This window comes from Arthrobacter sp. zg-Y769, from assembly GCF_020907405.1.
Classification (GTDB): Bacteria; Actinomycetota; Actinomycetes; order Actinomycetales; family Micrococcaceae; genus Arthrobacter_B.
Genome location: NZ_JAJJOE010000011.1, coordinates 267,180 through 292,771, shown reverse-complemented (window position 1 = coordinate 292,771; position 25,592 = coordinate 267,180). Strand labels below are relative to the sequence as shown.

The 25,592-nt window shown below is 68.0% G+C and carries 29 protein-coding genes; 12 read left to right on the top strand and 17 right to left on the bottom strand.

The window, feature by feature from the left end; genetic code table 11:
• The first annotated feature begins 43 nt into the window (after positions 1-43).
• Positions 44-835, top strand: a complete 792-nt coding sequence (locus tag LOC60_RS12130) for an SDR family oxidoreductase (protein WP_230025450.1) — start codon at positions 44-46, stop codon at positions 833-835.
• A 38-nt stretch (positions 836-873) separates the two neighbouring features.
• On the opposite strand, the gene LOC60_RS12125 is transcribed toward LOC60_RS12130, so the two are convergent.
• The 4 genes from LOC60_RS12125 to gap all read right to left on the bottom strand — a co-directional run bounded on the left by LOC60_RS12125 (position 874) and on the right by gap (position 3,066).
• Positions 874-1,167 (bottom strand): helix-turn-helix domain-containing protein, encoded by a 294-nt coding sequence (locus LOC60_RS12125; protein WP_230025448.1) that lies wholly within the window; start codon positions 1,165-1,167, stop codon positions 874-876.
• A complete protein-coding gene (locus LOC60_RS12120; protein WP_230025446.1) occupies positions 1,167-1,658 on the bottom strand; it encodes a DUF2975 domain-containing protein in 492 nt (163 codons plus the stop codon). The genes LOC60_RS12125 and LOC60_RS12120 overlap by 1 nt, the downstream gene beginning before the upstream one ends.
• Positions 1,659-1,753: 95 nt before the next feature.
• The gene (locus tag LOC60_RS12115) at positions 1,754-1,963 is read right to left on the bottom strand and encodes a hypothetical protein (RefSeq protein ID WP_230025444.1); all 210 of its coding nucleotides are present in this window, start codon (positions 1,961-1,963) and stop codon (positions 1,754-1,756) included.
• A 95-nt stretch (positions 1,964-2,058) separates the two neighbouring features.
• On the bottom strand, positions 2,059-3,066 hold the full coding sequence (gene gap, locus LOC60_RS12110; RefSeq protein ID WP_230025442.1) for a type I glyceraldehyde-3-phosphate dehydrogenase: 1,008 nt from the start codon (positions 3,064-3,066) through the stop codon (positions 2,059-2,061).
• A 96-nt stretch (positions 3,067-3,162) separates the two neighbouring features.
• Between gap and LOC60_RS12105 the strand changes: the two genes are divergently transcribed.
• Positions 3,163-4,368 carry an ROK family protein gene (locus LOC60_RS12105; RefSeq protein ID WP_230025440.1) on the top strand — a complete coding sequence of 402 codons (1,206 nt, stop codon included), beginning with the start codon at positions 3,163-3,165 and terminating at the stop codon, positions 4,366-4,368.
• 2 nt (positions 4,369-4,370) lie between these two features.
• On the opposite strand, the gene LOC60_RS12100 is transcribed toward LOC60_RS12105, so the two are convergent.
• From LOC60_RS12100 to LOC60_RS12090, 3 genes are all read right to left on the bottom strand, one after another.
• Entirely contained in the window at positions 4,371-4,781 is a 411-nt protein-coding gene (locus LOC60_RS12100; RefSeq protein ID WP_230025438.1) for a VOC family protein, read from the bottom strand.
• Positions 4,782-4,786: 5 nt separating this feature from the next.
• Complete coding sequence (locus LOC60_RS12095; RefSeq protein ID WP_230025436.1) at positions 4,787-5,269, bottom strand: helix-turn-helix transcriptional regulator; 483 nt, start codon at positions 5,267-5,269, stop codon at positions 4,787-4,789.
• Between the two features lie 156 nt (positions 5,270-5,425).
• The gene (locus LOC60_RS12090) at positions 5,426-5,995 is read right to left on the bottom strand and encodes a hypothetical protein (protein ID WP_230025435.1); all 570 of its coding nucleotides are present in this window, start codon (positions 5,993-5,995) and stop codon (positions 5,426-5,428) included.
• Positions 5,996-6,260: 265 nt separating this feature from the next.
• On the opposite strand from LOC60_RS12090, the gene LOC60_RS12085 reads away from it, so the two are divergent.
• On the top strand, positions 6,261-7,766 hold the full coding sequence (locus LOC60_RS12085) for an acyl-CoA synthetase (RefSeq protein WP_230025433.1): 1,506 nt from the start codon (positions 6,261-6,263) through the stop codon (positions 7,764-7,766).
• A gap of 52 nt (positions 7,767-7,818) precedes the next feature.
• A complete protein-coding gene (locus LOC60_RS12080; RefSeq protein WP_230025431.1) occupies positions 7,819-9,156 on the top strand; it encodes an MFS transporter in 1,338 nt (445 codons plus the stop codon).
• Positions 9,157-9,228: 72 nt separating this feature from the next.
• Here the strand turns inward: LOC60_RS12080 and LOC60_RS12075 are convergent, their stop codons facing one another.
• Complete coding sequence (locus tag LOC60_RS12075; RefSeq protein ID WP_230025429.1) at positions 9,229-9,687, bottom strand: MarR family winged helix-turn-helix transcriptional regulator; 459 nt, start codon at positions 9,685-9,687, stop codon at positions 9,229-9,231.
• Positions 9,688-9,868: 181 nt separating this feature from the next.
• Between LOC60_RS12075 and LOC60_RS12070 the strand changes: the two genes are divergently transcribed.
• From LOC60_RS12070 to LOC60_RS12055, 4 genes are read left to right on the top strand one after another with little or no spacing between them, the layout of a single operon-like run.
• A complete protein-coding gene (locus tag LOC60_RS12070; protein ID WP_230025427.1) occupies positions 9,869-10,813 on the top strand; it encodes an SDR family NAD(P)-dependent oxidoreductase in 945 nt (314 codons plus the stop codon).
• A 14-nt stretch (positions 10,814-10,827) separates the two neighbouring features.
• The gene (locus tag LOC60_RS12065) at positions 10,828-11,757 is read left to right on the top strand and encodes an amidohydrolase family protein (protein WP_230025425.1); all 930 of its coding nucleotides are present in this window, start codon (positions 10,828-10,830) and stop codon (positions 11,755-11,757) included.
• The gene (locus LOC60_RS12060) at positions 11,754-12,950 is read left to right on the top strand and encodes an acyl-CoA dehydrogenase family protein (RefSeq protein WP_230025423.1); all 1,197 of its coding nucleotides are present in this window, start codon (positions 11,754-11,756) and stop codon (positions 12,948-12,950) included. The genes LOC60_RS12065 and LOC60_RS12060 overlap by 4 nt, the downstream gene beginning before the upstream one ends.
• Before the next feature lie 40 nt (positions 12,951-12,990).
• Positions 12,991-13,467: a MaoC family dehydratase gene (locus LOC60_RS12055; RefSeq protein WP_230025421.1), complete on the top strand. Its 477-nt coding sequence runs from the start codon at positions 12,991-12,993 to the stop codon at positions 13,465-13,467.
• 47 nt (positions 13,468-13,514) lie between these two features.
• On the opposite strand, the gene LOC60_RS12050 is transcribed toward LOC60_RS12055, so the two are convergent.
• The 6 genes from LOC60_RS12050 to LOC60_RS12025 form a co-directional block, all read right to left on the bottom strand.
• Positions 13,515-13,742: a hexameric tyrosine-coordinated heme protein gene (locus LOC60_RS12050; protein WP_230025419.1), complete on the bottom strand. Its 228-nt coding sequence runs from the start codon at positions 13,740-13,742 to the stop codon at positions 13,515-13,517.
• A 153-nt stretch (positions 13,743-13,895) separates the two neighbouring features.
• Positions 13,896-14,678, bottom strand: a complete 783-nt coding sequence (locus tag LOC60_RS12045; protein WP_230025417.1) for an ABC transporter permease — start codon at positions 14,676-14,678, stop codon at positions 13,896-13,898.
• Complete coding sequence (locus tag LOC60_RS12040; RefSeq protein ID WP_230025415.1) at positions 14,678-15,499, bottom strand: ABC transporter permease; 822 nt, start codon at positions 15,497-15,499, stop codon at positions 14,678-14,680. Before LOC60_RS12040 ends, LOC60_RS12045 begins: the two co-directional genes overlap by 1 nt.
• On the bottom strand, positions 15,496-16,347 hold the full coding sequence (locus LOC60_RS12035) for an ABC transporter ATP-binding protein (RefSeq protein ID WP_230025413.1): 852 nt from the start codon (positions 16,345-16,347) through the stop codon (positions 15,496-15,498). Before LOC60_RS12035 ends, LOC60_RS12040 begins: the two co-directional genes overlap by 4 nt.
• On the bottom strand, positions 16,348-17,409 hold the full coding sequence (locus LOC60_RS12030) for an ABC transporter substrate-binding protein (RefSeq protein ID WP_230025411.1): 1,062 nt from the start codon (positions 17,407-17,409) through the stop codon (positions 16,348-16,350).
• 150 nt (positions 17,410-17,559) lie between these two features.
• Positions 17,560-18,714, bottom strand: coding sequence for a glycosyltransferase family 9 protein (locus tag LOC60_RS12025; protein WP_230025409.1), 1,155 nt, complete (start codon positions 18,712-18,714; stop codon positions 17,560-17,562).
• Between the two features lie 289 nt (positions 18,715-19,003).
• Between LOC60_RS12025 and LOC60_RS12020 the strand changes: the two genes are divergently transcribed.
• Genes LOC60_RS12020 through LOC60_RS12005 form a run of 4 tightly spaced genes read left to right on the top strand, consistent with a single transcriptional unit; the run spans position 19,004 to position 23,139 of the window.
• Positions 19,004-20,467, top strand: a complete 1,464-nt coding sequence (locus LOC60_RS12020; protein WP_230025407.1) for an aldehyde dehydrogenase family protein — start codon at positions 19,004-19,006, stop codon at positions 20,465-20,467.
• Complete coding sequence (rfaE2, locus tag LOC60_RS12015; protein WP_230025405.1) at positions 20,464-22,044, top strand: D-glycero-beta-D-manno-heptose 1-phosphate adenylyltransferase; 1,581 nt, start codon at positions 20,464-20,466, stop codon at positions 22,042-22,044. Before LOC60_RS12020 ends, rfaE2 begins: the two co-directional genes overlap by 4 nt.
• The gene (locus LOC60_RS12010) at positions 22,041-22,955 is read left to right on the top strand and encodes a glycosyltransferase (protein WP_230025404.1); all 915 of its coding nucleotides are present in this window, start codon (positions 22,041-22,043) and stop codon (positions 22,953-22,955) included. Before rfaE2 ends, LOC60_RS12010 begins: the two co-directional genes overlap by 4 nt.
• Positions 22,948-23,139 (top strand): DUF2795 domain-containing protein, encoded by a 192-nt coding sequence (locus tag LOC60_RS12005; protein WP_230025402.1) that lies wholly within the window; start codon positions 22,948-22,950, stop codon positions 23,137-23,139. The genes LOC60_RS12010 and LOC60_RS12005 overlap by 8 nt, the downstream gene beginning before the upstream one ends.
• 7 nt (positions 23,140-23,146) lie before the next feature.
• Here LOC60_RS12005 and LOC60_RS12000 read toward each other — a convergent pair whose 3' ends face one another.
• The 3 genes from LOC60_RS12000 to LOC60_RS11990 all read right to left on the bottom strand — a co-directional run bounded on the left by LOC60_RS12000 (position 23,147) and on the right by LOC60_RS11990 (position 25,562).
• Positions 23,147-23,512, bottom strand: a complete 366-nt coding sequence (locus LOC60_RS12000) for a hypothetical protein (RefSeq protein WP_230025400.1) — start codon at positions 23,510-23,512, stop codon at positions 23,147-23,149.
• A gap of 76 nt (positions 23,513-23,588) precedes the next feature.
• On the bottom strand, positions 23,589-24,143 hold the full coding sequence (locus LOC60_RS11995; RefSeq protein WP_230025399.1) for a hypothetical protein: 555 nt from the start codon (positions 24,141-24,143) through the stop codon (positions 23,589-23,591).
• A gap of 60 nt (positions 24,144-24,203) precedes the next feature.
• Positions 24,204-25,562, bottom strand: a complete 1,359-nt coding sequence (locus LOC60_RS11990; RefSeq protein ID WP_230025398.1) for an MATE family efflux transporter — start codon at positions 25,560-25,562, stop codon at positions 24,204-24,206.
• Positions 25,563-25,592: the final 30 nt, after the last annotated feature.

Genomic DNA, 25,592 nt, shown 5'->3' with positions numbered 1-25,592 from the left:
CCTGTCTCCACCGCCCCTACCCGTTCCATCGAAAGGACTTCCCATGAGCCTGTCCCCCGCGGTCCCCGTGCCGGCCTCCCTCCCGGATCCTGTGCCCGGTCCTCTCCCCATCCCGGACCCCCTCCTCCCAACGCTCCCCCTTCCCGCGGTGTTCACCGGCCGGGTCCTGGTGACCGGCGGCAATTCCGGGCTGGGTGCCGCCGTCGTCTCCGCCGTCACCGCTGCGGGCGGCATCGCCGTCGTCCTGGACCGGGATATCAGCAACGTGGCCGGGGTGAAGGCCTTCCAGGCGGATGTGGCCGACCGGGCCGCCGTCGAAGCGGCGGTGGAACAGGCCGCGGCGGACCTCGGCGGACTGGATGCCGTGGTGACCGCGGCCGGGATCGACCGCTGCGGCCGGCTGGAGGACGTGGCGGCGGAGGAATGGGAGAAAGTCATCGGCGTGAACCTGATGGGCACCGTCTCCGTGGTCCGCGCGGCGCTGCCGCATCTGCAGCGCAGCCACGGCCGGGTGGTCACGGTGGCGTCCTCGCTGGGCATCAAGGCGGTTTCGGATGCAACGGCGTACTGCGCCTCGAAGTTCGGCGTGGTCGGGTTCAGCCGTGCACTGGCGGCCGAAACCCGCGGCCGGATAGGCGTCACCACCATGATTCCGGCCGGGATGAAGACCCGGTTCTTCGACGACCGCACCGAGCAGTACCGGCCGCAGGACGATTCGCGGCTGAACGATCCGGAAAACGTGGCTGCCGCGATCCTGTTTGTACTGGGCCAGCCGAGGGGCTGCGAGGTCCGGGAGATGGTCATCTGCCACGAGGAGGAGGACTCCTGGCCGTGACCGAGACCAGCCACGAGCGGCACCGTGACCCCTGGCAGCTACTCCCGGGCGCGGATATCCGCCGCAGCGGAGTCCCGGGAACCCGAGTGCGGCAGGACGCCGCCGTCCAGCGCGTCCCCGTCCCCTTCCTCCGGCTCCCACCGGAGGAGTTCACCGGGCTGGCAGTCCAGCGCCTCGCAAAGGGCGGCCAGGGTGGTGAAGCGGACCGCCTTGGCGCGGCCGTTTTTCAGGACCGCAAGGTTTGCGGGGGTGATGCCGATCCGTTCGGCCAGGGTGCCCACGGGCATTTTCCGCTTGGCGAGCATCACGTCAATGTCCACGATGATCGGCATCAGATGACACCGCCCAGTTCGGTGCGCAGACGGGCGGCTTCGGCAGCCGTGGCGACGGCGGAGGCCAGCAGTGCGCGCATCACCAGGACGAGCAGGGCGCCGGCCGCAACGGTAATCCCCATGCCGCCGATCAGCAGGACAATGCCCGGCGCCACTTCCTCGCCCGGGGCCAGCACCGTGCCCAGCGCGAACAGCAGCAGGGCTGCGGCAGTGATCGCACCAATGATCACATCCACGTAGCGGAAGGCGGCGGAGGAGAAGACCGGTCCCCGGCGCACCATGGTCAGCAGCCGCCAGACGCAGACCAGGCAGACCTGGAACGCGAGGATGCCCAGCACCACGATAAGGAGCACTGGCACCCGGACCGCTTCCGCACCGGCTTCGGCCAGGTCGATACCGAACAAGGGCACCATCACCGCCTGGACAAACAGGGTGCCGACGAGCACCAGAGCCAGGACTATCCGCAACACCAGGATGGTGGTTCTTCCCATCACGCGCTCCCTGCCGCACCTATCGAACTGATTCGATTGAAGGACAACCAATAATTATCGATAAACGACAGATTACACAAGAGGTTTCGGCAAACCTACGGTGCTGAATCCACTACGGAGGTAGTGACGGCAGTCCAGGCCGTTGCCGTTCCGGCAGGAATGCCGCGCAGGACCTCGCGCTCACCAATGGGCTGGCCGGTGGCAGGGTCGATGATGATCTCCTGCCGGACATCATAACTGCTGGTCTTCATCCCCAGGGCGGGCCGCGGTGAATCGTCATGGAACCGGCCGCCCGGAGCCCGCATGGGCTGCTCTTGGAACGGCACCGCAACGTTAAACGACGACGGCGCCGCCCGGACCCTCAGGGAGCCCGGCGCGGCGCCGTCGTGCTTGGTGCTGATTAGAGCTTGGAAGCAACCAGTCCGGTCAGGTCGACCAGGCGGTTGGAGTAGCCCCACTCGTTGTCGTACCAGCCGACGATCTTGACCTGGTTGCCCATAACGCGGGTCAGACCGGAGTCGAAGATGCAGGAGGACGGATCGCCCACGATGTCGGAGGAAACAATCGGATCCTCGGTGTAGGTGAGGATGCCGGCCCAGCGCGGATCCTGTGCTGCCTTGGCGTAGGCGGCGTTGATCTCTTCGACCGTGGCTTCCTTCTCCAGCGTGACGGTCAGGTCCGTGACGGAGCCGGTGGGGACCGGAACGCGGATGGCGAAGCCGTCCAGCTTGCCCTTCAGCTCCGGCAGGACCAGGCCGATGGCCTTGGCGGCACCGGTGGAGGTCGGAACCATGTTCAGGGCTGCGGCGCGGGCGCGGCGCAGGTCCTTGTGCGGGCCGTCCTGCAGATTCTGGTCCGCCGTGTAGGCGTGCACGGTGGTCATGAGGCCCTTTTCGATGCCGAAGGCGTCGTTGAGGACCTTGGCCAGCGGGCCCAGGCAGTTGGTGGTGCAGGAAGCGTTCGAGATGACGTCGTGCTTCTCGGCGTCGTAGTCGCCGTCGTTCACGCCCATGACCACGGTGAACGCGTCACCCTTGGCCGGTGCGGAAACCAGGACCTTCTTGGCACCGGCGGAGATGTGCTTGCGCGCATCGTCGGCGTTGGTGAAGAAGCCGGTGGATTCGATGACGATGTCCACGTTGAGGTCGGCCCAGGGCAGGTTGCCCGGATCGCGCTCAGCGAAGACCTTGATGGTGTGGCCGCCGACCACGAGGTTGCCGTCTTCGACGGTGACCTTCTCGGCCAGGCGTCCGGCTACCGAGTCGTACTTGAGCAGGTGGGCCAGCTGCGCGGGGTCGCCGAGGTCGTTGACTGCGACAACCTCAAACCCTTCGCCGTGCTGCAGGGCTGCCCGCAGGTAATTGCGGCCAATCCGACCAAAACCGTTGATTCCGACGCGTACCGTCACTGGTGCCTCCTTGATGCTGAAACTAAATTTAGGAACTAAATTTATTGTCTCCTATAATTATGCTGTTATTACCGCCACACGTCAAAGGCCACTTACATGGATGCCTCCGCAAACACTCCGCAGCTGCTGCGCCGCACCAACCTGCGGGCAGTGCTGGAGGTGCTCCGTGCTGCCCCGTCCGTCACGGGTACCGACCTGATCCAGGCCACGGGCCTGACGCGCGCAACGGTTATTGCCGTGTGCGATGACCTGATTGCCCGGGGCTGGGCCCGGGAAACGATGTCCCCGCGGATCGACCGGCAAAAAGGCCGGCCGGCCCGGCGCTTCGAATTCAACGAGAACGCCGGCTACGTCCTGGGGCTCGACGTCGGCATCGCCACCGTCCGGGTGCTGGCCGCGGACCTTTCGGGCGCCGTCGTCGGCGAATCCGAGGCCCGCTTCCCCCGCCACGGCGGGGAGCCGGACCAACGACGCCGGGTGGTCACCGAGGCCGTCGACGCCGCCCTGGCCGATGCCGGGATTTCCTCGGCAGCGGTGCTGTGCGCCGGAATGGGCATCGCCGCCCAGGTCAACGGCGCCGGCGCCGTTGTCCCCGGCCAGGAGGTGGCGCCGATGTTCGACCTCGGGCTGAGCTCCACCTTCAGCGACTCCCGGGGCTGGCCGCTGCTGGTGGAAAACGATGCCAAGCTCGCGGCGCTGGCCGAGCGCTGGCGCGGGGTGGGGGCAGGCGAAGAGAATCTGGCCGTCATCCTGGCCGGCGAGCGCCTGGGCAGCGGCATCATCGAGTCGGGACGGCTGCTGCACGGTGCATCCGGCGGCACCGGAGCCATGGGCGCGCTGGAGTTGGTGGAAGGAGTGGGCAACGAGGACGGCATTGCCAAGCTCGCGCGGCTCTGGGGCAGCGCCGCGTTGAAGGCAGGGCACAACGGACGGATCCGGGAACTCGTGGGGCCGGATACCAACCGTGCCTCAGCCCGGCTGGTCTTCGAGGCAGCCGAGGCGGGGGATCCGGTTGCCGAAGAAATCCTGGACCGGATTGCCCGGCGGATGGCCCGGGTGCTGGCACTGGTGTCCTCGTTCTTTGATCCGCGGCTGATCGTGGTCGGCGGTGCAGTGGCGGCGTCGGCGACTGCGCTCCTGCCCGCCATGACGCGTGAGCTGGACCGGTACGTAGTGAAGCCGCCCCGGGTTGCCGTCTCAAACCTGGGGACGATGCTGGTGCCCACCGGCGCGGTCCGCCTGGCCCTGGACTATGTGGAGACCCACCTCCTGGATCTGGTGCCCGAGCCGCGCCGGGAATAGAGCTACCGCAGTTCCTGGATCCGCAGCTGGTTGCCGGCCGGGTCCCGCAGGGCGCAGTCGCGGGCGCCCCAGTCCTGGTCCATGGGCTCCTGGATGACTTCTGCTCCCCCGGCGACGGCGCGGTCGAACGTCGCATCCAGATCGGCAGTTGCCAGCAGCATTCCGGCATAGGTGCCCTTGGCCATCATTTCTTCAATGGTCCGGCGCTCGGCGTCGGTAACGCCGGGATCCGCCGCGGGCGGTTCCAGCACAATGGACGTCCCGGGCTGGTCCGGCGGCCCCACCGTGATCCACCGCATGTCGCCGTAGCCGACGTCGTTGCGGACTTCGAAGCCTAGAACGTCGCGGTAGAACGCCAGCGAGGCATCCGGGTCCGTCTGGGGAAGAAAAGCAGCATTGATGGAAATGCCCATCGAACTCACCCTCTCCGGGGCGGCCCAAACCGCCCTGCTTGTTTTCTGATCGGTCTTTGCACCTGGCGCCCGACGCATCCGGGCAGGCTGGGCTCCCGCCGCGCAGCCGCCCGCCGGTAAGCTGCCTGCGGGACACCCACAAGCTCGGTGAAGCGGGTACTGAAGGTTCCCGGTGAGGAGCACCCGACGGCGAAGCAGACGTCCGTGACACTCAGAAGGGTGCAGCGCAGCAGGGTCATAGCCCGTTCGATGCGCCGGGTCATGAGGTACGAGTACGGCGATTCCCCGTACGCCAGCCGGAACTGGCGGCTGAGGTGGCCGGCGGACATGAAAATTCCGCGGGCGAGTGCTTCGACGTCCAGCGGTTGGCCATACTCGCGGTCGATCCGGTCCCGTACCCGCCGCAGCCGGGTGAGGTCGGCGAGCCGGCGGGAGTTGCGTGCGGGCCGTGCGAGACGGCTGCCGTCCTCCACGAATGCGCTGCCCATGGCCTCTATCCCTTGCCGGCTGTCCTGCATCTATAACTGTCCTGCGGAGATATCCACCACGCTACCCGGGGCCGGCAGCGCCCGCTTCTTGAGCCCGGATCTATGCCACCACGGGGGCCGGGTGCCTATGCACCCGGCCCCCGTTTGCTGCGGCTGCTACGCCTGGTCGGATTCGCTGTCGGATTCGCTGTCGGCTTCCCGGTCCTCCGGTCCGCCGTCGTCATGGCCGTGGCCGCCGTCAGGGCCGTGGCCGTGCCGTCCGTCGGGTCCGTTGTCCTGGTCCCGGGCATCCTGGTCCTCGGCATCCTGGTCCCGGGCATCCTGGTCCCGGGCATCCTGGTCCTCGGCGTCCTGGTCCCGGGCATCCTGGTCCTCGGCATCCTTCGCCCTCGGACCGTCGCCATCGCGGTCATGGTCATCGTCGCGGTCATGGTGGCCGTCGCGGCCGTCGCCGTCGACGTCCCGGTTCTGCTCATCCTGGGCGTCGGTGTCCTGGCCGTCCTCGGTGTCCTGGGCCTCGGTGCCCTCCCCGTCCTGGCCCTCGAACAGATCCCGACCCTCGGTTTCCCCGGCGTCCTGCTCCTGGGTCGTGGTGCTGGCCTGCTCAACTTCCGCGTTGTCCCCTACAGCGGTACCCGCAAAGAAACTGGCAACCAGCAGGCCGACACCGGCCAGGGCGCCGCCGCCCCAGACGATGGCTTTCCGAGCTCCGCTCCCCATAGCCATGTTGGTGTTTCACCTCCGAATAAGTGGTGTTCGCTTACGGTTCCATCCTCGAACTTGTTCCTTTGAGAATTCTTAAAAGCCACTGAAGGCCGGCGGTACGCACACCGGGAGATAGCGCCGGCCGCCCGCCCCTGCGCCGCCGTAGCTGCCTGCTGCCCTGCCTGCTGCCCGCCCGGGGGACCCGCCTCAACAATCATTGACTTTATCAATAGATTGCTGTTCCAATGGTTTTAGATGTGAACTAGCTCACGACAAAGGAGTCACGGTGAATCTGGGAATCGGTTCCTGGCCGGCACGGCGCGCAAAGGTACGCCCGAACGATCCGGCGATCGTGTTCGAAGGCCGCGAGTGGACCTACTCGGACGTGGACCGCCGCGTCCGCCGGCTGGCCAATGCCCTGCTCAACGCCGGGATCCGCCGCGGAGACCGCGTGGCCTATGTCGGCTTCAACCATCCGGCCCTGCTGGAAACCTTCTTTGCCGCCGGCCTGATCGGTGCCGCCTACGTCCTGGTCAATCCGCGCCTGCGGCAGGCCGAGGTGGACTACATCCTGCGGGACTGCGGCGCCAGGGCCGTGGTCTACACCGACGAGCAGCGGCAGAACATCGAACAGCTGGCCACGGAGCTCGACGTCGACCGGTGGCTGAGCGTCGACGGCGGCGGGCCGGGAACCGGGTTCGAAGACTTCCTCACCGCCGGCAGCGAGGACCCGGTGCCGGACGGCGTCGAGATGGAGGATCTCGCCCTGATTATGTACACCTCCGGCACCACCGGCCGGCCGAAGGGTGCGATGCTTTCGCACCAGAACCTGTTCTACCAGTACGTCAACGCGCTGATCGGCGTCGATCTGCGGCAGGACGAGGTGCACCTGGCCGTGGCGCCGCTGTTCCATATTGCCGGGTTGAACATGATGACCCTGCCCGCCTTCACCCTGGGCGGCCGGATTATCATCCACCGCTCCTTCAAGGCGGACGCCGTACTGCGCGAAATCGCCGCTTCCCGGGTCACCTCCTCCTTCATGGTTCCGGCCATGCTCGATGCACTCAGTGAGAACCCCGGGTTTGCCGAGGCGGATTTGTCCTCGGTTCGTGGATTCATGGTGGGAGGATCACCGGTTCCCGAACGGATGATCCGCACCTGGGCGGACAAGGGGGCCGCTATTATGCAGGGCTTCGGCATGACGGAGACTGCTCCCGGGGTGTGCATGCTCGAGGCACGCGACGGCGTGACGAAAGCCGGCTCAGCGGGCCGGCCGCACTTCTTTACGGAGCACCAGGTGGTGGATTTCGACGGTAAGCCCGTGCCGCCGGGAGTGCCCGGAGAAGTAATCGTCCGGGGCCCCAACGTGATGTCCGGTTACTGGAACAAGCCGGAAGAAACCGCCAAGGCGCTGGAAGGCGGCTGGTACCACTCCGGTGACATCGCCGTCGTGGACGAGGACGGGTACATGTACATCAAGGACCGGATCAAGGACATGTACATTTCCGGCGGCGAGAACGTTTATCCGGCCGAAGTGGAAAACGCGCTGCTAAACATCCCCGGGGTCCGGGATGCGGCGGTCGTCGGCATCCCCGACTCGAAGTGGGGCGAAACCGGGCTGGCCTTTATTGTCCTGGCCGACGGCGACTCCCGCACCAGCGAGGACATCCGCGCCGAGCTGCGCCAGCGGCTGGCCACCTACAAGCTGCCAAGCCAGATCAAGGTAGTCACCGAGCTTCCCCGCACCGCGACCGGCAAGATCCAAAAACACGTCCTGCGGGCCGGTGCCTGAGCAGGTCCCGGCCCGCAGCCCCCGCTACCCATCACCCCCTTCGAAGGAAACCATGACATCCGCTCCTGACGTTCCGGCAGCCCCGGCGCTGCGCACCGGAAAGAACGAGGCCCGCCGGGTCATTCTCTCCAGCTACCTCGGCTCCACCATCGAGTTCTACGACTTCCTGCTCTACGCCTCCGCCTCGGCACTGGTGTTCCCGCATGTCTTCTTCACCAACCTGGATCCGCTGGCCGGCACCATCGCCTCCTACGGCACCTTCGCCGCCGGCTATCTTGCCCGGCCCCTGGGCGGCGCCGTGTTCGGGCACTTCGGCGACCGGCTGGGCCGCAAGAAAATGCTCATTCTGTCGATGCTGATCATGGGCATTGCCTCCACCCTGATCGGCCTGATCCCCAGCGCCAACACCATTGGTTCCTGGGGCGCCGTGATCCTGATCCTGCTGCGCGTATGCCAGGGCATTGCCGTAGGCGGGGAATGGGGCGGAGCCGCCCTCATGGCGCTGGAGCACGCGGACAAGGGAAAACGCGGATTCGCCGCTTCCTTCACCAATGCCGGTGCCCCCACCGGTGCGGCCCTCGGCACGTTCATCCTGGGCCTCTTCGCCTCCATGCCGGAGGACCAGTTCCTGTCCTGGGGCTGGCGGGTTCCGTTCCTGCTCTCGGCGCTGCTCCTTGTGGTGGGACTCTTTGTACGTTCACGCGTTTCCGAAAGCCCCATTTTCAAGGCAGCGGTGGAGAAGGAAGCAGCCGATCGGACCTACGCCAAGCCCAAGCTGCCGATCATGCAGGTGCTGCGCCGGCCCCGCGCACTGATCTTCACCATGCTCGGCGGAGCCTCGGGCTTTGCCCTGCAGGTATTCCTGGCCACCTTCGCCGTGAGCTACGCCGTAGAACACGGAGCCGACCGCCAGTCGGTCCTCTACGTCTTCGCCGCCGCTTCGATCCTCAGCGTCGCGTTCGTGGTGGGTATGGGCCGACTCTCGGACCGGCTGGGCCGCCGTCCGGTCATGGTCGCCGGGCTGGTGCTGTTCATCGCCATGATCTTCCCGATGTTCTCCTGGCTGTCGACCGGCAACGTCTGGCTGATCTTCGCCGTCTTTATGCTGGGGCTGCTTTTCCACGCCGCGATTTACGGACCGCTCGCCGCGTTCATCTCCGAACAGTTCGGCACTACCGCCCGGTATACCGGTGCGTCCCTGGGCTACCAGTTCGCAACCCTGCTCGGCGCCGGCTTCACACCCGGCATCCTGTCCTCAATCTATGCCTCCAGCGGCCGGGACACCGGACCCGTGGTCTGGTACCTGGCCGGCATGGCGCTTGTCAGTGCCGTCTTCATCCTGCTGACCCGCGAGTCCAAGGACTATGACCTGGAGACGCACGAGCACTGACCCCGCCGCAGAACAGTGCCGCATCCTCCGTTTTCAGGAGGATGCGGCACTGCGGCGTCCGGCCGGCGGCAGCTAGAAGGCGACCCGCTGCAGCAGCCGGCGGAGTTCGCACTGCTCGGCGGCGGAGAGCTGCGCCAAGGAGGTCTCGGTGGCGCCGCCCACCAGGTCCCTTGCCTGTGCATACAGGACGTCCCCGTCCTTCGTGGGCACAATGACCTTGGACCGGCGGTCCCGGGGGTCGGTCTGACGCTCAACGGCGCCGCGGCGCTCCAGTTCGTCGATGATGGCAACGATCTGGCTGGGATCCAGCACCAGGAACTGGCTCAACTCACGCTGCGTAGGCGCCGTTCCGCTGCAGGCCAGCGACAACACCGAGTAGTGGCGCACCTTCAGGCCGAGGTCGGCCAGCCGGCGGTTTGCCTCCGCCGATCCCATGGACGCGGCACGCGCCATCAGGAACACGGGTTCGGTACCAAGCTCGGTGGCCGCGAAGCGGGCGGCATCAGCAACGCCGTCAGGGAAGGTGCTCATCGAGTGTTTTATCCTTCGGCAGGGGCACGGTAGGACCCCATCGTAGAAGATGGGCGCATCCACCGATAAGTGAGAATACTAACTGTTGACTTTTTCAACGATATACCGTGGAATGGTTCCAATGCCGCAACGTGGCCGCAGTCACATCAGCTGCTGGCCGGCCCAAGCAAAGGAGCTTCCCATGACCAACGATTCCACTGGTGCACTTGCCGGAAAGGTCGCCGTCGTCACCGGCTCCGGCCAGGGCCTCGGACTGGCCTACGCCTCCGAACTCGCCCGCCAGGGCGCCGCCGTCGTTATCAATGACGTGGTCCAGGAAACAGCGGACCGCGCCGTCGAAACCATCACCTCGGCCGGCGGCCGGGCCACCGCCGTCGTGGTACCCGTGGGCATCACCGAAGCCGCCACCGCCCTGGTGGACGGCGCCGTGGCCGCGTTCGGCCGGCTCGACATCCTGGTTACCAATGCCGGCGTGCTGCGCGACAAGTCGCTCCTGAAGATGACCGACGAGGACTTTGACCTGGTGGTCCAGGTCCACCTGCGCGGCACGTTCACCTGCGCCCGCGAGGCATTCCGGTACTTCAAGGAAAACAACGTGGCAGGCCGGATCATCGCCATCGGCTCCCCCACCGGCCAGTACGGCAACTTCGGGCAGACCAACTACGCCGCCGCGAAGGCCGGCATTGTGGGTATGGTCCGCACCTGGGCGCTGGAAATGCGCAAGGCCGGCGTCACCGCCAACGCCGTTATCCCGGTTGCCGCCACCGCCATGACGGAGACTGTCCCCTACTTCCGCAGCGCCGTGGACGCAGACCGCCGCGGTGAGCCGATGCCGGACTTCTTCCGCAAGGACCTCGGCTTCGGCACCTCCGCCGACGTCGCCGGGCTGGTCGCATACCTGGCCTCCGACGACGCCGCGGGGATCACCGGACAGGCCATCGGCGCGGGCGGGGACCGCCTGCAGATCTTCTCCCACCCCGTCCCCGTGGTCACCGAATACCGCGAGGGCGGCTGGACGTTTGAGGCCCTGCGCGAGCAGTTCCCGGCCCTCATCCAGGGCAACCTGCAGCCGGTCGGCGAGAAGATGCCTCCGCTGCCCGAAGAACTTGAACCGCAGGCACTGTAGGGACGGAGACCGATATGCGCTACGAATACGGCCTGGACCTCGGGTCGCTGGACGCCATCGACATGCACGTGCACATCGAGTGCTCGGACCACGGCCACGCGTCACTGCCGGCGGCCCTCACCGAGGCGTCAGCGAAGTACTTTAAATCGGAGGACCGCAGTCCCTCCCTGGACACCATCGCCGAGCGGTACCGAGAATGGCGCATGGCCGCCGTCGTTTTCACCGTGGATGCCACCACCGCGCTGGGGCACGAACCGAACTCCATCGAGGAAATCGCCGAAGGCGCGGCACGCAACAATGATGTGCTGATCCCCTTCGGCTCCGTGGATCCGCTGCAGGGCAGCCGCGCCGTGGACAGGGCTCGGATGCTGGTGGAGGACTACGGCGTCAAGGGCTTTAAATTCCATCCCTCGCTGCAGGGCTTCGACCCCTCGGACCAGCAGTTCTATCCGATCTACGAGGCCATTTCCGCCCTGGGCGTCCCGGCCCTGTTCCACACCGGGCAGAACGGCATGGGGGCCGGGCTGCCCGGGGGCTACGGCATCAAGCTTGCGTACTCGAACCCGATGCTGCTCGACGCCGTCGCCGCGGATTTCCCGGAACTTCAGGTCATCATGGCCCACCCGTCCGTGCCGTGGCAGGACGAGGCCAACTCCATCGCGACGCACAAGGCCAACGTCTGGATCGACCTGTCCGGCTGGTCGCCGAAGTACTTCCCGGAATCCCTGGTGCGGGCCTCGAACTCCATGCTGGCCGACAAGGTCCTGTTCGGCACCGACTATCCGCTGATCTCCCCGCAGAAGTGGCTGGGTGCCTTTGAGCAGCAGAGCTTCAAGGATGAAGTGCGCCCGAAGATCCTGAAGGACAACGCGGTACGCCTGCTCGGGCTGGACCGGGCCCCCGGCGTCGTCGCCGCCCCCGCAACGGCCGGGGAAAACGCATGACCGGGGTGCTGACGGAGCCGCGCCTGTACCCCGACTGCGATCCGTTCAACGTCGAGGGGCGGTTGACCGAGGCAGAGAAGGCCCCGCTGCGGCGCCTGCGGCGGGTCCTGGAGGACTCCGCGCGGCCGCTGCTGGCGGAGTACTGGGAGGCCGGGGAGTTCCCGCACCAGTTGGACGGCCCCCTGCGGGAGCTGAACCTGATGGTTCCGCAGGAGCTTACTGCCGGCGGCGCGGAGCCTCGGGGGCTCTACCACGGCTTCCGGATCTTCGAACTGGCCCGCACCGATGCCTCGCTTGCCACCTACTACACCGCGCAGGCCGGGCTGTTCCGCACTGCCTGCCGGGTCGGCGGAACGCCGGAGCAGTTCGCGCAGTGGGATCCGTTGATTACCTCCTTTGAGATGACCGGCGTTTTCTGCCTGACCGAGCCTGAACACGGTTCGGACATTGCCGGCGGGTTGGCGACGTCGGCACGCCGCGACGGCGATGAGTGGATCCTGGACGGGGCCAAGAGGTGGATCGGCGGGGCGTTCACTGCCGACTATCTGGCGGTCTTCGCCCGGGACGGCGCCGATGGACAGGTCAAGGGGTTCCTCGTGGACCGCGAAGCGCCCGGGGTGCGGCTCGAAAAGATCCGCGGCAAAACGTCCCTGCGGATGATGCAGAACGCCGATATCCACCTCGACGGCGTCCGCGTTCCGGAATCCCGGCGGCTCGGCAACGTGAACTCCTTCAGGGATGTTGCGGCGATGCTGCGGGTAATGCGGTCCGACGTGGCCTGGATTGCCACCGGCATCCAGGCCGGGGCGTATGAAGCGGCCCTGCGCTATGTGCGCAGCCGGGAGCAGTTCGGCCGGTCGCTGGGCAGTTTCCAGTTGGTCCAGGAAAAACTCGCCCGGATGCTGGGCAACGTCACTGCGTCCCTGAACCTGGTGGCCGGGCTGGCGGAGCGCCAGCAGGAGGGGATTTTCCGGGACGAGGATTCCGCCCTGGCGAAGATGTGGATCAGCCTGCATATGCGCGAAACCGTTGCCCTGGCCCGCGAAGTGGTCGGCGGCAACGGAATCACCCTGGCCACCGACGTCGCCCGTTTCCACGCCGACGCCGAGGCTGTCTATTCCTACGAGGGAACCCACGAAATCAATGCGCTGGTCGTAGGCCGCGCAGTCACCGGCAAGAGCGCCTTCGCCTGACACGTTCCGCCGGACCATCCCAACAACCCAGGAGTTTTCCATGACTGAAGCACCCGCCGCCGCCCAGACCGTCGTCGCCTTCGACGAGGTGAAGGACCTCATCGGCAAGAACCTCGGCACCTCGGCGTACCGCGAGGTTACGCAGGCCCAGGTGGACACGTTCGCCGACGCCACCGATGACCATCAGTGGATCCACGTGGATCCCGAACGGGCCAAGGACGGCCCCTTCGGCGGTCCGATTGCACACGGCTTCCTGACCCTGTCCCTGCTGATCCCCATGTGGGGTGAGCTGCTGGACGTCACGGGCGCCGGGACGAAGGTCAACTACGGACTGGACAAGGTCCGCTTCACCTCGCCGGTGAAGGTCGGTTCCCGGGTCCGCATGACGGGCACTATCGCCGATGTCCAGGAGGTCAAGGGCAACGGCCTGCACGTGGTCGCGGACCTCACCATCGAAATCGAGGGCGAAGAGCGTCCGGCCGTCATCGCCCGGTTCCTCAGCCGGCTGTACGCCTAGCCGTTTCGGGGCGGGCCCGGGCCGGGCCTGCCCCCCCCGCGGGAGGGCTAGCGCCAGTAGTTGTTCGCGGCCGCAACGGTCGCGAACTCCGTGGCCACCACGTGTGAGGCAGCGATGATGCTGTCCGGGTTGTTGGCATAGGCATCGCGGATGATGTGCTCCACCTGGTCATCCGGCTGGATGGCGAAAGCGGTCTGCAGTGCCAGGTTGACCGCCAGCTGCCGACCTTCCTCCGGCGTTGCGCATTTAAGCGAATTGTTCGGCACAAGCTCCATGGGGTCCGTCCTGTCTTTTCAAAGTCCGCCGGCCTGCCGGTTCGGCGCACGCGGGCGGATACACCCGACGCCAACAGTCTCGCGCCCCGCTGCCCGGTGCTCAACCGTTTCCGCCGCTTTGCCCTCCCCCGAAGCCAGGACGGCGGGTGCAGGCTACGTCCCTGCGCGGTGCTTCAGGGCCGCCTCCACTGCGGCAACCACCGCGTACAGCAGGATCGAGGCCAGGGTCACGGCGACGACGGCGGCCCACACCTGGTCATACCGTGCCCGGGACACCGCGGAGACAATCCCGTAGCCGATCCCCTGCCCCGTGGCGAGCCACTCCGCGAGCAACGCCCCGGTCAGTGCCCCGGGAATGGAAACCCGCAGCGCGGTGAACAGGGCCGGCACTGCGGTCGGCAGCGCCACCTTCCGGAAGGCATCGAACCGGCTGCCCCCGTACACCTGCACCACTTCGAGCATGGCCGGTGAGGCGGAGCGCAGGCCAAACACGATGGTCACGAGCGCAGGGAACACCACCACGATGCCGCCCATCGCGGCCACCGCCGCTTCCTGCCGGCCGAAGACCAGGATGATCATCGGCGCGAGTGCCACCAGCGGCACCGAGCGCAGGAGCATGGCCAGCGGCATCAGTGCGTGCTCCACCCCCCGGAACAGGGTGAAGACACAGGCCGCGGCGAGCGCGGCCAGCATGCCGGCGGCGAACCCCATGCCGGCGTCGAGCAGTGTCTGTCCCAGCTGCCCGCCCACCAGGGCGCGGTTCTCCGCCGCCTCCGGGTCAAGGACCAGGAAGGTCCAGACCTCCCACGGCCCCTTGCCGATATAGGCGGACACATCGAAGACCTTCAGCAGCCCGATCCAGAGCGCACCAACCACGGCCAGTGAGACGGCCAGGCCCAGCAGCATCCGGCCGACGGACCGGACCAGCGCGCCCATCACAGGCCGTCCACCCGGACACCCGGCCCGCCGGAGGCCCACGGAACAACAAATCGGGACAGGAGCCCCAGCACCGCATAGGCGGAACCGGCCAGGGCGGCACAGGCACCCGCCACCCCCCATACCCGCGCCACTTCCAGGGTCTGCTGCGCGTTGACCATCGCGGGCCCCAGTCCGCGGTCCACTCCCCCCACGTACTCACCGAGGATGGCACCAAGCAACGCGGCCGGTGCGGCAATTTTCAACGCCGCCAGGATCGAGGGCAGGGCGGCAATAATGCGGACCTTGAGCAGCTGATGGATCCTGCGGCCGCCGAAAACGGTGACGATGTCCAGGCAGGCGCGGTCCGCCGCTTTCAAGCCGGCCAGGGCGCTGACCATCGTGGTGAAAAACACCGACAGTGCAGCCAGTGCCACCGCCGTCCCGGAGGACTCTCCGGACCGCGGCGGGCCCAGGACAATAAAGATCACGGGGCCGACGGCTACCACCGGCAGGCAGTAGCTGACGACGGCCAGCTGGGTGGCGAGCTGCTCGAGCCGCGGGACCAACAGCACCAGGAACGCCAGCAGCAGGGCCAGGGCGTTGCCCCACAGATAACCGGCACCGGCTTCGGCCAGGGTCACGGCGGCGTTGCGCCAGTAGAAGCCCCATCCGTCGGCGCCCATCTGGGCCAGGACCTGCCACGGGGTCGGGATGGCTCCGGGGCCGCCGTCGCCCGCTGCACCGATGCCGCTGAGGAAGGTGGCCGCACCCACCCACCAGAGGGCCAGTACGGCAGCCGCACCGGTGGCCCCCACGGCCCACGGCGGCACGCGGGTCATGATGCCTCCGCGGAGGACGGTCCGCCGAAAAGCAGCTCGGAGGCGTGGTCGTGGAGGGCGTGGAATTCGGGGGTCCGCATCATTTGCGGGGTGCGCGGCCGCGGGAGGTCCACGGTGATGACCTCCTTGACGCGGCCGGGACGCGGACTCATCACCGCCACCGTGTCCGAAAGGAAGATGGCCTCGGAAATACCATGGGTGACCATCAGCGTCGTGGCGGGTTTCTCGGTCCAGATCCGCAGCAGTTCAAGGTTCAGGCGTTGGCGGGTCATGTCGTCCAGGGCCCCGAAGGGTTCGTCCAGCAGCAGTACCGACGGTTTCAGAACCAGCGCCCGCGCAATCGAGACGCGTTGCCGCATGCCGCCGGAGAGCTGCGCGGGCCGGGCCTTTTCGAATCCCTCCAGTCCCACCAAATTGATCAACTCCCGGATATACGCGTCATCCGCTGCATGGCCGGCAACCTCCAGCGGCAACCGGATATTCGTGTACACGCTCCGCCACGGCAGCAGCGCCGAGTCCTGGAAGGCGATGCCCAGTTCGTGGCCGCGCCGGAGATCCTGAGGCGACTTTCCGTCTACAAGGACTTCCCCGGTGGTCGGTGTTTCCAGCCCGGCCAGGATCCGCAGCACGGTGGATTTTCCGCAGCCGGAGGGGCCCAGCAGGGAAAGGAAGGATCCGCGGTCGGTGGCGAGGTTGGTTTCCGTCAGGGCTGTCACCTCTTTCCGCCCCGATCCGAACGTCTTGCCGAGGTTCGTTAGCCGGATTCCCGTACCGCTGCCCGGCCCGGCAGCCTCCCCGGGTGCTGCTGTGCCCGGGGAAGCCGCGGCCAGGCCGTGTTCGGACTGCATCTACTTCAGCTCCGGGTTTTCCTCGTACACCTCGGCCAGGAGGCTCATGTCGAACACCTGCTCGGCGGTGAGGTCATATCCGGCCAGTTTCAGGATTTCCAGGTTCTCCTCAATCAGAGAGTCCGAGATGGTGAACAATCCGTTGGCCTCGGTGTCCGCCGATACAACAAGCTTGGTGTTCTGTTCCTCGGCCTGCCGGGTTTCCTTGGCCATGTCCAGGTTCAGGTCCGTGCCGTATACCTCGACGGCCAGCCGTGCGGACTCCTCGGGGTCGGCGACGGCGTCCTTCCATCCCTGCGCGGTCGCCTTCAGGAATGCCTTGAGTTCCTCCCGGCGGGTTTCAATGGCTTCGTCGGTGGTCACGAAACTCTCCGCGATGAACGGGAGGCCGTTGTCGGCGAAGGGCAGTACGGCGGTTTGGTGCCCGGCCTGCTCCAGTGTCAGCACTTCATTGGTGAGGTAGCCGAAGAATCCGTCCACATCGCCGTTGACCAGCGGCTGCGGGTCGTACTGCACCGGGACCTTTTCCACGGAACCGGGATCGATCCCGTTGACCTCCAGCAGGGCGTCAAACAGTGTTTCGTTGACGCCGGCCTGCACTCCGATCCGTTTGCCTGCAAGGTCCTCCGGCGTGGTGATGGGCAGGGAATCCAGGGAGATGATGACGAACGGGTTCTTCTGATAGGTGGTGCCGATGATTTTCAGCGGTGCGTCCTGCTCCGCGATGACAGGGGCCACCCCCATGGGGCTGGAGGTTCCCACCAGGGCGCCGCCGGAGAGGACCATGGTTTCCGTCGAGGTGCCGCCGGGACCGCCTGCTATGAGGTTCACCTCGGAGAAGCCTGCATCGGCGTAATAGCCCTTCTCCTCGGCGAAGTACTCACCGGCGAATTCGGCGTTCTTGATCCAGGACAGGTTCACGTCCAGGGTGTCGTACTCCGCGTCCCCCGGTTCGGCGGACCCGCCGCAGGCGGTGACCATCAGAAGGCTGGACGCGGCAAGTGTGCCGAGCAGGATTCGTGCGTTCGCAGCGCGGATGCGCAGCCGGGGCAGGACGTTCATGGGTACCGCTTTCAGTAGGTGCGGGGTGATGAATCCCGAGCCTAGGAACGCTTTGTTTCTGCGGCGGACACCCCCTGTTACGGTGCGGTATCGGTCCGTTACGGTGCCGTAAACTCCCGCTCCTCCGCTGGCGCCAAGGGAATCCCGGCGCTACCCCAGCAGCTCGTCGACGTCGGCCCACACGTCGGATGCCCGGACCTCGGCCACGAACGAGTCGTCGTGTTCGCACCGTTCCGCCGTCCAGCCCACCTGCGTGACGTCGGCCTTGCAGACGGGGCAGGCGGACACCCAGGACATGTGCACCCGGTGCCGGGTGCGGCCGAACGCCCCGGCGTTGACGACGTTGCCGAACCAGTAGATCCCCACCGTGGCGGCCCCGACCGCCTGGGCAAGGTGCCGCGGCCCGCTGTCATTGCCCACCATCACCGAGCTGGCCTGCAGCAGGGCTGCGAGCGTGCCGATGCCCAGGTCGCCGGCCAGTGAGCGGACGGGTGCATCCGGCCCGGCGCCGGCAAGCGCAAGGTCCGCAACCTGCCGGGCCAGGCACCGGTCGGCGTCGTCTCCCACCACCACAACCTGGCAGCCCCGGGCGACGGCATGCACCGCCACCTCCGCGAAGCACGACGCCGGCCACCGGCGCCGCGGGTCGGTGGCCCCCGGGTGCAGGGTCACCAGTTTCCGGTCCGGCAATAGCAGGGCCCGTGCCGCAGCCGACTCCGTGGCCAGGACCGGCAGCTGCGCGTCCAGGCTGACGGGAGCGGCACCGGCCAGCCCGGCCACCTCCAGGGCGCGGAACACCTCGTGCTGGTAGTAGATGTAGGGGATGCTCCGCTCCAGGGCAGCGGCATCGGGTGTACGTGTCCCCACGCTGTGCCGGGCGCCCAGGCCGAGCAGGAAGGGATTGGAATTCCGTCCGCCCCCGTGCACCTGGACCGCCAGGTCAAACCGTTCCTGCCGCATCCGGGCCAGGAACGCGTCCACGGCCTGCGGGTCCCCGGACCCGGCGGCAATCCCGGGGGCAGCGGGCAGTACCTCCACCCGGTGCACGGGACCCGGCCGGTCCGCCAGCAGGGCGGCATGCAGGGCCGTTCCCAGCAGCGTGATGGACGCGGCCGGATACGCGGCCGCGAGTGCCTCGACCGCGGGCAGGGCGAACATCAGGTCCCCCAGCCCCCCGCCGCGCAGCACGGCGATCTTCCGCACGTCGGAAAAGGGTGCGGCCAGGGGGCCGACACCGCGGGCGAGTCCCGGCCGGTCCCCCCGGGAGTACAGCGGCCCGCGCCGGTCCGTGGTCTTCTGCTTCATCGGGCTTCCTTTCGCCGAGAACCCGCGTGCCGCGCCGGTCTGCCCTGTGGGCACTCACCATAGGTGCTGGCGCGGCCGGGCCCAAGGGAGGTGTCTACTCCAGTTGGCGGCGGCCGATTGCCGTCCGGCGGACCAGCCGGCTCCCGCAACATATGCCGCTAACGGCATAAGTCCGTCAGGGCGGCCGGAACCCGTGGCGCCGCCTGCAGCCCCGCACCTGCTTTCCGTGCCTGTCTAAACCCGCCGGAAACGGGGTATGGGAGCTATACAACGCGCGACAAGGAGCAGCATGTCCACCACCATTCAACCGCCGGTCTCCCCGCCGCTTTCCGGGCCGGATCAACCGGCTTCCCGTCCGGACGCGGCGGGCTCCCCGGACCTGATCACCATCCTCGACCCGCGGGACGGCGCCCTCGTTGGCCGGCTGGAGCCTACCGGCCGCGCGGAGATCCGGGCCGCCGTGGCGGCGGCCCGCGGCGCCCTCCCCGGGTGGGCAGGCACCGACCCCGCCGAGCGGGGACGCCTGCTGCGCAAGGCTGCCGCTGCCCTGGCGCTGCGGGCGGCAGAAGTTGCGGCGGAGAATACCCGCGAGACCGGACGGCCCGGGGCCGAGGCCCTCGCCGGAGTGCGGGCCGGTGTGGCCACGCTGGAGCAATACGCCGAACTCGGGCCGGTGCACCGGGGGCACAGCCTCCGCGGGGCGGCACTTGCTGCCGACTACACCGTGGCCGTTCCGCGCGGCGTCGCCGTGGTGCTCACCCCATGGAACGATCCGGTGGCGGTTTCCGCCGGACTGATCGGTGCGGCGCTGGCCACCGGCAACACGGTGGTCGCCAAACCCAGCGAGCGCGCTCCCCACACCGGAAAACTGCTCGGGGAGATCCTGGCACCGGTGTTCCCGGCCGGCGTGCTTGCCACCGTCACCGGGGGCGCCGATGTGGGTGCCCAGCTGAGCATGGAGACAGGGGTGGACGTTCTGGCACACGTGGGTTCCAGCGCTACCGGCGCGCGGATTGCCCGGGCGGCCGCGCTCACGGGCGCCCACGTGATTCTCGAAAACGGCGGCAACGATCCGCTGCTGGTGGACGCAGACGTGGATCCGCGCTGGGCAGCCGGACAGGCAGCCGTCGGGGCATTCAGCAACAGCGGCCAGATCTGCACGTCGGTGGAGCGCATCTACGTTCACCGCAACATCGCGGACGCGTTCTGCGCTGAGCTCATCGCCGAGGCGCGGCAACGCAACCGGGACCGTGCCATGGCGCCGCTGGTGGATACCCGGCTGCGCGAGACCGTTCACCGGCACGTAGTCCAGGCCCTGCTCCGCGGCGCCACGGTTGCAGAGGGCGGAGCGCTGCCGGAAGGCCCGGGCGCCCATTACCCTGCAACCGTCCTGCTGAACTGTTCGGCGGGGATGGAGGTCTTCGACACCGAGACGTTCGGCCCCGTGGCTCCCGTGCAGGTGGTGGACAGCTTCGAGGAAGGTCTCGCCCTGGCCGCTGCGGGGTCCTACGGGCTGGCGGCCACGGTACTGACCGGCAGCATTGCGCACGCGCAGCAGTCGGTCGCTGCCCTGGACGTGGGCACGGTGAAGATCAACGCCGTCTTCGGCGGCGGACCGGGCGGTTCCGCACAGCCGCGGCGCCGGAGCGGCCGGGGATTTGGCTACGGCCCGGAGCTTCTTGACGAATTTTCCCTGGTGAAGGTGGTCCATGTCGCGCCGCCCGGACCCGCGGCACCGGGGATCCCCGCGTGAGGGACTTCCGGAACCCCGGGGAGGTTCGCAGCCTCGCTCCGGGACTGCCGGGCCGGCTCGCGGCGGCTTCCCTGCGTATCGCCGTCATCGGCGATGTAATCCTGGACGGCTGGTGGTCCGGGGTCACCGAGCGGTTCTGCCGGGAGGCCCCGGCACCCGTGGTGGATGTGCAGCGGAAGAACTACGCACCGGGCGGCGCGGGGAACACCGCCATGAACCTGCAGGCCCTCGGAGCGCGGGTGCGGCTCGGCGGGCTGACCGGCAGCGACGACGCCGGCGACCGGCTGCGTTTCATCCTGGCCGAAGCGGGAGTGGACCTGCGCGGACTGGTGCAGCACCCGCACGCCCAGACGGCCACGAAGGACCGGATACTCGCCGGCGAACAGGTGCTGTTCCGGCTCGACGACGGCGGGCGGTTCCCGGCCGAGGCGGAGGAACTGCTGGCCACCTCGGTCCCTGCACTGCTGCAGGACGCCGATGCCCTGGTGGTCTGCGACTACGGCACCGGCCTGCTGCACGGGCCGGTGCGGGACGCCCTGGTGGCCCTGCGCGGCGGCCGGCTCACCGTGGTGGACGCCCACGACGCCGCGGCCTGGGCGGATCTGGCCCCGGACCTGGTCACGCCGAATGCCGCCGAAGCCGCGCTGCTGCTGGGCGGACCGAAGGCCCTCGGCCCGGACCGCGCCGCGGGGGTGCGTACGGCTGCACCGGACCTGCTGGCCGCTGCCGGTGCCGCAGCGGCGGCCGTCACCCTGGACCGGGACGGCGCGGCAGTGATCAGTGCAGGCGGCGGGTTCCACCGCACCTGGGCACGCCCGGCCGCCGAAAAACAGGCGTCGGGAGCAGGAGATACCTTCGTTGCCTGCCTGACGCTGGCCCGGGCCGCAGGGCTGCCGTTGTCCACCGCGGCGGACCTGGCGCAGAACGCCGCCGATGTTGTGGTCCAGCGGCCCGGCACCTCCGTCTGCAGCACCGCCGACCTGGAAAAGCACCTGGACAGTTTTGCCGACGCGGCGCTCAGCCGGGCCGACCTCCTGGCCCGGACCGCCGTCGAACGGGCGGCCGGGCACAGGATTGTCCTGACCAACGGCTGTTTCGACGTCCTGCACCGCGGGCACACCCGATACCTGAACCAGGCCAAACAGCTGGGTGACATCCTGGTGGTCGCCCTGAACAGCGACGCGTCCGCCCGCCGGCTGAAAGGACCGGGCCGGCCGATCAACCCCGTCCACGACCGGGCCGGGATCATTGCCGCGCTCAGCTGCGTGGACTACGTGACCGTGTTCGACACGGACACCGCGATTCCGCTTATCCGGGAACTGCGGCCGGATATCTACGCCAAGGGCGGGGACTATTCCGCGCAGATGCTCGCTGAAACCCCGGTGGTGGAGGAGTGCGGCGGCCGGGTGCTGATCCTGGACTACGTCTCCGACCATTCCACCACTGCCCTGGTATCCCGGATCCGGTCGGCCGGCACAGGGAACGGTCCCGGGGAAACCGGCGGAACCCCCGCGGTCGGCCGTGGCTCGGAGGCTATCGCCGACGACGCCGGGAACGGTCCCGGGGACCCGCCGTGACGCGGCGCTGGTCCGGGGACTGGGCCCGGCCGTCCGCTTCCGGCAGCCCGGCCGAGGTGGACGTGCTGATTCCCACCCGCAACCGGCCGGCCGAACTGGCCGTCACCCTGGCCGGGCTGGCTGCGCAGGACGGGCCGGACTTCGCCGTCGTCATCAGCGATCAAAGCACCGATGTTCCCTCGTGGAACCATCCCGCCGCCGAGGCCATGGTCCGGGTCCTGCAGGCGCAGGGCCGGTCGGTCCGGCTGCTGAGGCACCTGCCGGCCCGGGGGCTGGCAGAACAGCGGCACTTCCTGCTCGGCCAGGCCGGAGCTCCGCGGGTCCTGTTCCTGGACGACGACGTCTGGCTGGAACCGGACATGCTGGCAAGGCTGACGGCCGCGCTGGCAGCGTCCGGGGGCGGCTTTGTAGGGGCGGCCGTGCAGGGACTGTCCTATCTCGCCGACCGGCGGCCCGAGGAACAGCAGCCGTTCGAGACCTGGGAAAACGGACAGGTGCAGCCCGAGCGGATCCGCCGCGGCCAGCCGGGTTTCTCCCGCTGGACGCTGCACAATGCGGCGAATCTGGCGCACGTGGCTTCCGGTCTCGGGATCCCGCCCGGAGAATGGCAGCTGTACCGGATTGCCTGGGTGGGGGCCTGCGTCCTCTACGACCGCCGGGCCCTGCTCGCGTGCGGCGGCTTCGGGTTCTGGGACCAGCTGCCGCCCGGGCACGCCGGGGAGGACGTGGCGGCCCAGTGGCGGGTGATGGAAAGGTTCGGCGGCGCCGGGATGATCCCCTCCGGGGCAGTGCACCTGGAGTCGCCGACCACCGTCACCGACCGGTCCGCCGACGCTGCCGAGCTCCTTCTGGGGACCGGCGACTACGGCCCGTCCATCAGCAACCCACCACAAAGGAGAACACATGGCTGACAAGCCCAGCCCGATTGACGTGCAGAAAACCCTCGGAGGCCTGGACTACCCGGCGTCGAAGGAGGACATCGTGAAGAAGGCCGAAGGGGCCGGCGCCGAGGGGACCGTCCTGGAGGCGCTAAAGAACCTGCCGGAGCGCCAATACGACGCACCGACGGACATCAGCAAGGAGATCTTCGACTAGACCGCGCTCAGGCGGTGGGATCCGTGGGCCGGGGAGAGTCGTCCGTGGTGTCCGGAGTGGACGACGCCGGCTTGCCCACGTTTCCCGCCCCGCCGGGGATCTTTGCGGAGCTGCGGTGGATGCCCGAACCCTGGCTTAGGTGCTCGGGGTTCGGCTTCTCCGTCATCAGCAACAGCGAGGAGACCAGCAGCGAGGCAATAAACGCAATGCCGACGGCGATGAGTCCGAGGTCGAACCGCAGTTCCTGTTCCGCTCCGCCGGTGGCAAAAATCATGGTGGCAATGCCGGCAATCAGCGCCAGCACGGCTGAGAAAATCAGCGGCGCCTTTACGGAGTTCCGCCTCTGCGGCCCGCCGGTTGAGCTGTTTGCCACTATCTTTGCCTCCTGCTGCGTTGGGGTGGCGCGGATCGGTGCGTAAATGCACCACGCGCGTTACCTAGTTTACGGCCTACGCCTGCGTTGCGGCCGCGGTGCGGGAATCATGCCGGGCGCCCAGCGCGGATATCGCCACGATGACGGCGGTGATGATGGCGGCACCGCCGGTCACGCCGAGCAGCGCACGGACGCCCAGGTCATAGAAGAGCGGCACCAGGACACCGGCAGCCAGTGCGGCGGCACCGGTGATCAGCCAGTCACGGGCCGGCAGGAAGTCCGCGCGGTGCCGGACCCACAGGAAGATCTCCAGGGCTCCGCCGAGAATGAGGGCGGCGGCACCCGCTGCGCGGAACGCCTCGGCCGATGCAAAGGCCAGCGTGGCTGCACCGGCAAGAACGTAGGCTGCGGCTTCAACCAGCAGGACAGGCCGCACGTTGCCGTGTCCCCGGGCCGCCGTCAGCATGGGCCAGAGCGCAACGCCGGTGAGCAGCAGATAGGCACCGCCGGCAAACACGAGGACCGGCTCGGTGGGATCCTGCCAGAAGACGGTCAGCACGCCGTAGACGGCGGCCACCATTGAACGGACCAGCATGGGTCCCCAAGGTGCTCCGGGGTTGGATGCGCCCACTGCAGAGCCTCCGCTTTCACTTGTGCCGTCAGGGTTGGTGGCCGGTTGGCCACGTCAAGCTTAGTCGCTCGCGGCTCCGGACGCGGCACCGGTAACCATCCAGGCATCCCGCCGGGTCCGCCAGGACAGGGTGATTCCGCGCGCGCTCATATAGCCCAGGGCGAATGCCGCCCACAGCCAGGCGATCCCGCCGCCTCCGGACAGGCCCGCTGAATGCACCCAGAGCAGCAGCGGCAGGTAGGCGGCCAGGTTCAGCAGGCCGGTGAGGGCCAGATACTTCGCATCCCCCGCCCCGATCAGCACTCCGTCCAGCACAAACACCAGCCCGCAGATGGGTTGGGAGACGGCGAGGACCCAGAGCCCGGCGGTCATGGCCTGCTGCACCCCGGCGTCGTTGGTGAAGAGCACACCGGCCACCGGGGCCACCAGGGCCAGCAGCGCCCCCGTAATGACGCCGAACCCCACGCCCCAAATGATCATCCGCCGGGTCAGCGCACGGGCCAGCACGGTGTCCCCGGCCCCCAGTTCCTTGCCGATCATTGCCTGGGCCGCGATCGCCAGGGCATCCAGGGCGAACGCCAGGAAGGTAAAGACGGTCATAACCAGCTGATGTGCGGCCAGGGATTCGGGCCCCTGCGCGGTGGCAACCAGCACTGTGGCAAGCACCGCGGCACGCAGGCTCAGCGTGCGCAGCATCAGCCATGAACCCACGTGCGCCGTCGCCCTGATGCCCGACACCGCGGGCCGCAGGGGAACCCCCTGCGAACGGGCCATCCGTGCCACCGCAATCAGGTAGAACACCGCCATGCCCCACTGGGCGATGCTGGTACCCAGCGCCGATCCCGCCACGGACAGGGAGAACCCGTAGACCAACAGGTAGTTCAGTCCGATGTTCGCGGCAAAGCCGGCCGTGGCCACCACCAGCGGGGTGCGGGTGTCCTGCAGGCCGCGCAGCACGCCCGTGGCGGCCAGGACCACCAGCATCGCCGTCAGGCCCGGCATGGAAAAGCGCAGGTAGTCCACGGCATACCGGTGCACCTCGCCGGTGGCACCCATGGCGCTGCACAGCTGCGGAGCGAACAGGTATCCCGCAGTGGAAAGCACTCCACCCAGCAGGACGGCCAGCGCAATGCCGTCCCGTCCCGCGGCGAGCGCCTCGGGCTGCCGGTTGCCGCCGAGGTAGCGTGCCACCGTGCCCGTAGTGGAATAGGCCAGGAAAACCATCAGCCCGACGGCGGTCTGCAGCACCGTGGACGCCAGCCCGACGCCGGCCAGCTGGGCTACCCCGAGGTGGCCGACAATGGCGGAGTCGGCCAGCAGGAACAGCGGTTCGGCGATTAACGCGCCCAGCGCCGGCAGGGCCAGGGCCAGAATGCGGCGGCTGAGCCGCCGGGAGGAGAGGTCGGCGTCGGTCTTCACGTCTTCCAGCCTACGTTTTCGGCACCTCAG

Excerpts from the sequence above, each read along its gene's own strand:
- LOC60_RS12090 (WP_230025435.1), bottom strand. The coding sequence starts at position 5,995 with ATGGCTATGGGGAGCGGAGCTCGGAAAGCCATCGTCTGGGGCGGCGGC.
- LOC60_RS12045 (WP_230025417.1), bottom strand. The coding sequence starts at position 14,678 with ATGGGCGCGCTGGTCCGGTCCGTCGGCCGGATGCTGCTGGGCCTGGCC.
- LOC60_RS12065 (WP_230025425.1), top strand. The coding sequence starts at position 10,828 with ATGCGCTACGAATACGGCCTGGACCTCGGGTCGCTGGACGCCATCGAC.
- LOC60_RS12125 (WP_230025448.1), bottom strand. The coding sequence starts at position 1,167 with ATGCCGATCATCGTGGACATTGACGTGATGCTCGCCAAGCGGAAAATG.
- LOC60_RS12075 (WP_230025429.1), bottom strand. The coding sequence starts at position 9,687 with ATGAGCACCTTCCCTGACGGCGTTGCTGATGCCGCCCGCTTCGCGGCC.
- LOC60_RS12060 (WP_230025423.1), top strand. The coding sequence starts at position 11,754 with ATGACCGGGGTGCTGACGGAGCCGCGCCTGTACCCCGACTGCGATCCG.
- LOC60_RS12025 (WP_230025409.1), bottom strand. The coding sequence starts at position 18,714 with ATGAAGCAGAAGACCACGGACCGGCGCGGGCCGCTGTACTCCCGGGGG.
- LOC60_RS12105 (WP_230025440.1), top strand. The coding sequence starts at position 3,163 with ATGGATGCCTCCGCAAACACTCCGCAGCTGCTGCGCCGCACCAACCTG.
- LOC60_RS12040 (WP_230025415.1), bottom strand. The coding sequence starts at position 15,499 with ATGACCCGCGTGCCGCCGTGGGCCGTGGGGGCCACCGGTGCGGCTGCC.
- LOC60_RS12095 (WP_230025436.1), bottom strand. The coding sequence starts at position 5,269 with ATGGGCAGCGCATTCGTGGAGGACGGCAGCCGTCTCGCACGGCCCGCA.
- LOC60_RS12030 (WP_230025411.1), bottom strand. The coding sequence starts at position 17,409 with ATGAACGTCCTGCCCCGGCTGCGCATCCGCGCTGCGAACGCACGAATC.
- LOC60_RS12020 (WP_230025407.1), top strand. The coding sequence starts at position 19,004 with ATGTCCACCACCATTCAACCGCCGGTCTCCCCGCCGCTTTCCGGGCCG.
- LOC60_RS12050 (WP_230025419.1), bottom strand. The coding sequence starts at position 13,742 with ATGGAGCTTGTGCCGAACAATTCGCTTAAATGCGCAACGCCGGAGGAA.
- LOC60_RS12100 (WP_230025438.1), bottom strand. The coding sequence starts at position 4,781 with ATGGGCATTTCCATCAATGCTGCTTTTCTTCCCCAGACGGACCCGGAT.
- LOC60_RS12055 (WP_230025421.1), top strand. The coding sequence starts at position 12,991 with ATGACTGAAGCACCCGCCGCCGCCCAGACCGTCGTCGCCTTCGACGAG.
- LOC60_RS12070 (WP_230025427.1), top strand. The coding sequence starts at position 9,869 with ATGACCAACGATTCCACTGGTGCACTTGCCGGAAAGGTCGCCGTCGTC.
- LOC60_RS12120 (WP_230025446.1), bottom strand. The coding sequence starts at position 1,658 with ATGGGAAGAACCACCATCCTGGTGTTGCGGATAGTCCTGGCTCTGGTG.
- LOC60_RS12035 (WP_230025413.1), bottom strand. The coding sequence starts at position 16,347 with ATGCAGTCCGAACACGGCCTGGCCGCGGCTTCCCCGGGCACAGCAGCA.
- LOC60_RS12005 (WP_230025402.1), top strand. The coding sequence starts at position 22,948 with ATGGCTGACAAGCCCAGCCCGATTGACGTGCAGAAAACCCTCGGAGGC.
- LOC60_RS12080 (WP_230025431.1), top strand. The coding sequence starts at position 7,819 with ATGACATCCGCTCCTGACGTTCCGGCAGCCCCGGCGCTGCGCACCGGA.
- LOC60_RS12130 (WP_230025450.1), top strand. The coding sequence starts at position 44 with ATGAGCCTGTCCCCCGCGGTCCCCGTGCCGGCCTCCCTCCCGGATCCT.
- LOC60_RS12115 (WP_230025444.1), bottom strand. The coding sequence starts at position 1,963 with ATGCGGGCTCCGGGCGGCCGGTTCCATGACGATTCACCGCGGCCCGCC.